The organism is Streptomyces sp. NPDC033131 (assembly GCF_055578365.1).
On sequence record NZ_JBVIPA010000098.1, the window covers coordinates 1 to 7805 of the forward strand.

2 protein-coding genes are annotated in these 7805 nt (G+C 69.0%); both read right to left on the reverse strand.

The features are described from left to right. A partial coding sequence (locus ACZ5XS_RS45520) for a condensation domain-containing protein (protein WP_468661603.1) occupies nt 1-1786 on the reverse strand: 1786 nt, incomplete at its 3' end. After that, on the reverse strand, nt 1786-7805 hold a 6020-nt coding region (locus tag ACZ5XS_RS45525), incomplete at its 5' end, for an amino acid adenylation domain-containing protein (RefSeq protein ID WP_468661604.1). The genes ACZ5XS_RS45520 and ACZ5XS_RS45525, both read right to left, overlap by 1 nt.

Below are 7805 nucleotides of genomic sequence, written 5' to 3' on the forward strand. Positions count from 1 at the left end.
CCAGCCGCTCCTCCACACCCCGATCACCCAGCACCACACACTCCACCCCACCAAACACACCCACCGCAGCATCCACCGACGCCGTCACCACACAAACCGGCGCAGCATCATCCAACAGAAAAGAAATCCGGTCAGCCGGATACTCCATATCAATCGGCAGATACGCCGCACCCGCCTTCACCACCGCCAACACCGCCACCACCAAATCCACCGACCGCGGCAAAGCCAACCCCACCACACTCTCCGGACCCACCCCACCACCCATCAACAACCGCGCCAGCCGATTCGCCCGCGCATCCACCTCCCGATACGTCAACGACCGCCCCTCAAACACCACCGCCACCGCATCCGGAGTCCGCTCCACCTGCACCCCAAACAACCCCGGCAAAGTCGACACACCCACATCCACCACCGTGTCATTCCACTCCACCAGCAACTTCTGACGCTCAGCAGAATCAAGAATCTCGACCGCACTCACCCGCACGGACAGATCCCCAGCAAACGCCGACAACACCCGAACCCAGCGATGCGCAATCTGGACAGATGTCTCCCCATCAAACAGATCAGCAGCCGCGACAACCATGCCCCGCATACCCGCGGGAGCGCCGTCGGCACCAAAAGTCTCGGCGGCGGTGACATCGAGGTCGAACTTGGCCGTGGGAGCTCCCGCAGCCATCCGGGAAGGCTTGAGACCGGAAAGATCCAGCTTCGCCGAGCCGGCGTTCTGCAGCGTCAACATCACCTGGAACAGCGGATGCCGCGTCATGGAGCGGGCAGGTGCCAGCTCCTCCACCAGCCGTTCGAACGGCAGATCCTGGTGCTCGAACGCACCGAAGCTCGTCTCCCGGACCTGCTCCAGCACCTCGGCGAGCGTCGGATCGCCGGCAAGGTCGGTGCGGACGACCAGCGTGTTGACGAAGAATCCGACAAGGTCGTGCAGCGCCTTGTCAGTGCGGCCGGCGATGGCGGAGCCGATCGGAATGTCCGTACCGGCGCCGAGCCGGGACAACGTCACCGCAAGCGCGGCCTGCAGCACCATGAAGAGGCTCATGCCTCGCTCATGTGCCAGGGCGACCAGCCGCCCGTGCACTTCCGCCGGGACCGCCAGCTCAGCCTGGTGCCCGCGGTAGGAACGCACCGCAGGCCGCGGCCGGTCGGTCGGCAGCGCCAGCTCCTCCGGGACCCCCGCCAACGCCTCCCGCCAGTACTCCACCTGCTGCGACAGCACGCTGTCCGGGTCGTTCTCGTCTCCGAGCAGTTCCCGCTGCCACAGGGCGTAGTCCGCGTACTGCACCGGCAGCGGCTCCCACCCAGGCTCCGTGCCCGTGCGCCTCGCCTCGTACGCCACCGACAGATCCCGCGCCAGCGGCCCCGCCGACCAGGCGTCCCACGCGATGTGGTGCACCACGACGACCAGCGCATACTCGTCCGGACCCACGACGAACAGGTGGGCCCGCAGCGGGATCTCCGTAGCCAGGTCGAATGCCTGCCGCGCCGTGCGCGCCACGGTCTCGGTCAGCTGCTCCGGAGCCACGTCCGCGACGACCAGTGCGAAGCCGGTTTCGCTGACCGAAAGGATTCGCTGGTACGGCTCTCCGTCAGGCGCCGGGAACACCGTCCGCAGCACCTCATGCCGCTCCAGGACATCCCGCAGCGCAGCTTCCAGCGCTTCGTGGTCGAGCGACCCGGAGAAGCGCAGCACGGTGGGGTTCGTGTACGTCGTACTCGGACCCTCCAGCTGCGCCAGGAACCACAGCCGACGCTGGGCGAACGAAAGCGGGATCATCAGGACTCCTCCTGGCTGCGCATCGGCCGCAGCGCGGGCCTCACTCTTTGACGGCTATTACCTTGATGTGCGAGCTGGGCCGCGAGCCCGGCCGGCGTGCGGGCGGCGAAGACCGCCCGGATGGGCAGCTCCGCTCCCAGTTGCTCCCGTACTTCGCTGATCAGCCTGGTCGCCAGCAGCGAGTGGCCGCCCAGCGCGAAGAAGTCGTCGTCGACTCCGACCGCAGGCAGGCCGAGGACCTGCGCGAACGCCTGGCACAGGAGTTCCTCCTGCACCGACGCCGGACCACGCCCCCCACCACCGGCATACTCCGGGGCAGGCAGGGCCTTGCGATCCAGTTTTCCGCTCGCCGTCAGCGGCAGCTCGTCCAACACCACCACCGCCGACGGCACCATGTACTCCGGCAACCGTCCGAGTGCAAAGCCCCGTACATCACCGGGAAGTGCATCAGTTACGGCGTCCGCGGCTGCGACGACGTACGCGATCAGCCGGACGTCGCCCGGGGTGTCCTCCCGGGCCACCACCGCCACCTGGCCGACCTGCGGATGGGCGGCCACAGCCGCCTGGACCTCGCCCGGCTCGATCCGGAAACCCCGGATCTTCACCTGCTCATCCGCACGGCCGGAGAACACCAGCTGCCCGTCCGCCGTCCACCGCGCCCGGTCCCCCGTCCGGTACATCCGCTCACCCACGGCCCCGAACGGACACGCCACAAACCGCTCACCCGTCAGCCCCGGCTGCCCGACATAACCCCGCGCCAGCTGCACACCCGCCACATACAACTCACCCACCACACCCGGCGGCACCGGCTGCAGTGTCCCGTCCAGCACATAGAACCGGGTGTTCGCCACCGGGCGGCCCACCGGAACCACCCCGGACGCCGCGTGCACGCCCGTCAACAAGACCGTGGCCACACCGATCGTCGTCTCCGTCGGACCGTAATGATTGAAAAGCGACCGCTCCCCGCCGGCCGCGAGGAGCTCGCGGACGAGTCCGGCCGGGGCCGCCTCACCACCCAGCACCAGCGACCGCACCGACCCCACCGCATCCACCCCCAGCGCCGCCACATGCGACGGCACCGCCTTGAGGAAGTCGATGCCGTGCTCGGTGAGGTAGCCGCGGACCGCGCCCGGGTCGGTGACCGCCTCCTCGTCCAGGAAGTGCAGCTCACCCCCACACACCAGACTCGCGAACACCGTCGTGTTCCCCAAGTCCGTCGCCTGCCCCTGCAACACCGCGAACCGGCCACCCCGCCCCCCGAACCCGACCCGGGCCGGCACCGACGACACATAATTCGCCAGCCCCGCATGAGTGACCGCGACACCCTTCGGCCGCCCCGTCGACCCCGACGTATAGATCACATACGCCACCTGCCCCGACGACAGGACACCCTCCAGTGCCACCGCCGGAGCAGCCGCAAGCTGCGCCGCCACGACTGTGTCGTCCACCGCCACCAGCCGATGCCCATCGGCTGGAATGCCTGCCAGGTTCTGCTGCGTCGTCAGCGTCAGCACCGCGCCGCTGTCGCGTAGTTGGAATGCAAGACGTTCCGCCGGCTGCCCCGGGTCGAGCGGCAGATAGGCTGCCCCCGCCTTCCACACCGCCAGAATCCCGACCAGCGTCTCCACCCCACGCGGCAGACACAGACCCACCACCCGCTCGGCACCCACCCCCTGCGCCCGCAGGAAATGCGCCAACCGATTAGCCCGCGCCTCGAGCTCCGCGTAGGACACCGACACGCCGGCCTGCACCACCGCCACCGCGTCCGGGTTCCGCGCCACCTGCGCCGCGATCATCGCCGGCACCATCGGCACCTCGGGCCCCGCCTCGGCGGCCGTGTCGTTCCAGTCGGCGAGGAGCTGGTTGTGCTGGGCCTCGTCGAGGACGTCCACTGCCGACAGCGAGCTGCCTGGGTGGTCTTCGAGCGCGGTGACGAGGTTGGCCAGGCACGTGTGCAGCAGATGGGCCAGCGCCTGTCCGTCCACCGGATCGACCGCATCCACGATCAGCGCGAACCTGGACTCCTGATCGTCCACGGAGACGGCCACCGGATAGTTGGTGGCGTCCCGGGAGAGCAGCATCCTGACGCCTCTGGGTGCGCTGTCGCCTTCCGGGCCGGATGCGGCAGCGCGACGCCGGCTGTGGCGGTAGTTGAAGAGGGAGGTGAACAGGGGGCTGCCGCCGGGTATGCCGCTCGCCTGCTGTGCGAGGGTCAGCGGTGCGTGCTCGTGCACCAGCAGCTCCGCCAGCTGGTTACGCACTCCCTCCAACGCCTCACCCACACCCACAGCGCCGACCCGCACCCGCACCGGCAGCGTGTTGATGAACAGCCCCGGCACCCGGTCCGCGCCCACACCCGCATTCATCCGCCCGAACAACACCGTGCCGAACACCACATCATCACGACCACTGACCGTGGCCAGAACCCGCGCCCACGCCAGATGGAACACCGACGCCGCACTCACCCCCAGCCCACGGGCGACCTCCCGCACCCGGGCGCCGACCTCCTCATCCACGGGCAGGTGCGAGCGCACCACACCACTGCCATCACCATGCGCATCCATCAGCCCATACGGAGCCGTCGTCTCCTCCACATCACCCAGCAGCCCCGCGAAATACTCCTCGTGCTCGGCACGAGACACACCCAACCGCGCCTGCGCGACGAAGTTCCGGAACGGCAACGGCTCCGGCAACGACCCCTCCCGACCCGACAGGAACGCACCCATCTCCTCCAGCAGCACATCCTGTGCGGTGTGGTCCTGCACCAGATGATGCAGGCGCAGCGCTGCCAGCCAGCGCCCCCCACCGTCCGGATGCGCAGCCGTGTGCACATCGATCAACGGGGCACGACCGATATCCATCACCGAGCCTGCCGCGGCGATCAGCTGTTCCGCGGTATCCGGTCCCTGTGGGTCGAGCGCGAGCTCGGTGACCGGCAGGACGGCCTGGCGGGTGACCACCTGGACCGGCTCGCTCAGGCCCTCCCACACGAAAGCCGTGCGGTAGATGTCATGCCGGTTCACCACGCCCTGCAGAGCTGCGAGGCAGGCGTCCAGACGTTCTCGCGAGTCGAACTGGATGATGGCGGGTGCCGCGTATCCGTCCGCGCCGCTGCCCTGACCGGACATCAGGTGGTGGAAGAGGATGCCTTCCTGGAGGGGTGCGAGGGGGTAGATGTCCGCGATGTTCGCCGCGCCTCCCTCGATGGCCGCGACGATCCGTTCGACCTCCGCAGCCGACAGGTCGACCAGGGGGAGCATGTCGGGAGTGAGGTGACCGGAACCGTCCGGAATCCGGTTGGGGGGCACCTCGACCGCCTCCGGAGCCGCGACCGCGGCCAGACCGGCCGGCGTCGGCGTCTGGAACAGCGCCCGCACCGAAACCGACACCCCCCGCCCACGCAACCGCTCCACCAGCGAAACCGCCAGCAGTGAGTGGCCGCCCAGCACGAAGAAGTCGTCGTCCACACCGACCTGGTCCACACCCAGAACCTGAGCGAAGGCCTGGCACAGGATCTCCTCCTGCACCGACCCCGGCGCCCGGCCACCAGCCGCCGACGCCGTGGCGTAGTCGGGGGCGGGAAGCGCCCCGCGGTCGAGTTTGCCGTTGCCCGTCAGGGGCAGCGCGTCCAGCACCACCACCGCCGAGGGCACCATATGGTCCGCCAGACGCCCCCCGGCAAAGGACCGCACCGACATACTCAACGCGGCCGGATCCACGTCCTCGTCATCGGCGACCACATACGCGATCAGCCGCACATCACCCGCCATGTCCTCCCGGGCCACCACCGCCGCCTGGCCGACCTGCGGATGGGCGGCCACAGTCGCCTGGACCTCGCCCGGCTCGATCCGGAAACCACGGATCTTCACCTGCTCATCGCTACGGCCCGCGAACACCAGCTGCCCGTCCGCCGTCCACCGCGCCCGGTCCCCCGTCCGGTACATCCGCTCACCCACGGCCCCGAACGGACACGCCACAAACCGCTCACCCGTCAGCCCCGGCTGGCCGACATAACCCCGCGCCAGCTGCACACCCGCCACATACAACTCACCCACCACACCCGGCGGCACCGGCTGCAGTGTCCCGTCCAGCACATAGAACCGGGTGTTCGCCACCGGGCGGCCCACCGGAACCACCCCGGACGCCGCGTGCACGCCCGTCAACAAGGCCGTGGCCACACCGATCGTCGTCTCCGTCGGACCGTAATGATTGAAAAGCGACCGCTCCCCGCCGGCCGCGAGGAGCTCGCGGACGAGTCCGGCCGGGGCCGCCTCACCACCCAGCACCAGCGACCGCACCGACCCCACCGCATCCACCCCCAGCGCCGCCACATGCGACGGCACCGCCTTGAGGAAGTCGATGCCGTGCTCGGTGAGATAACCGCGGACCGCGCCCGGGTCGGTGACCGCCTCCTCGTCCAGGAAGTGCAGCTCACCCCCACACACCAGACTCGCGAACACCGTCGTGTTCCCCAAGTCCGTCGCCTGCCCCTGCAACACCGCGAACCGGCCACCCCGCCCCCCGAACCCGACCCGGGCCGGCACCGACGACACATAATTCGCCAGCCCCGCATGAGTGACCACGACACCCTTCGGACGCCCCGTCGACCCCGACGTATAGATCACATACGCCACCTGCCCCGGCCGCACCTCCACCACCGGCACCGTCACCGGAGCAGCCGCAAGCTGCATCACCATCAACGTGTCATCCACCGCCACCAGCCGATGCCGGCCCGCCGGAAGACCATCCACAATCTCTTCCGTCGTCAGCGTCAGCACCGCACGACTGTCCCGCAGCTGGAACGCGATCCGCTCCGCCGGCTGACCCGGATCCAGCGGCAGATAACCCGCCCCCGCCTTCCACACGCCCAGAATCCCGACCAGCGTCTCCACGCCCCGCGGCAGACACAGACCCACCACCGACTCGGCACCCACCCCCTGCGCCCGCAGGAAATGCGCCAGCCGATTAGCCCGCGCCTCGAGCTCCGCGTAGGACACCGACACGCCGGCCTGCACCACCGCCACCGCGTCCGGGTTCCGCGCCACCTGCACCGCGAACAACTCCGGCACCAACACCCCAGCCACCGGCACAGCAGTGTCATTCCACTCCACCAACACCCGCCGACGCTCAACCGGGTCCAGGACATCCACCGCGCTGACCGGCAGTGACGGATCCTCCGTCAATGCGGCGAGCAGCACAGCCAGACTGTCCGCCATCCGGGTCACCGTGCCGGGATCGAACAGATCCGCAGCCCCGGTCACCACGCCCCCGATACCCGCCGGCGCACCATCCGCACCGAACCGCTCCCCCACCAGCACCGCCACATCAAACTTCACCCCGGCCCGGCTCAACGGCAGGCCGCTGGCCCGCAAGCCGGTCTCCACCACGCCGGATCCACCCACACCGGCCGCCGACACCGTGTCCTGCATCGTCAAGATGACCTGGAAGAGCGGGTGCCGTGCCGCGGACCGGGCCGGCGCCAGTTCCTCCACCAGCCGCTCGAACGGCACATCCTGATGCGCGTACGCCTGCAGACCGGTCTCCCGCACCTGCTCCAACAACTCGGCGAACGACGGATCACCCGCCAGATCACTCCGAATGACCAGCGTGTTCACGAAGCAGCCGACCAGCTCGTCCAGCGCCTCATCCGTCCGCCCGGCAATCGCCGACCCGATCGGAATATCGGTGCCCGCACCCAGCCGGTGCAACGTCACCGCGAGCGCCGCCTGCAACACCATGAACACCGTCACACCACGCTCACGCGCCACCTCACGCAACCGCGCATGCACCCCAGCCGGCACATCCACCCGCACCGCATGCCCCTCATGCGACGCCACCACCGGACGGGCACGGTCATACGGCAACGCCAGTTCCTCCGGCACCCCCTCCAACGCACCACGCCAGTACTCCACCTGACGCGACAGCACACTTGCCGGATCACCCTCATCACCCAGCAACTCCCGCTGCCACAACGCATAATCCGCATACTGCACCGGCAACGCATCCCACACCGGCACCA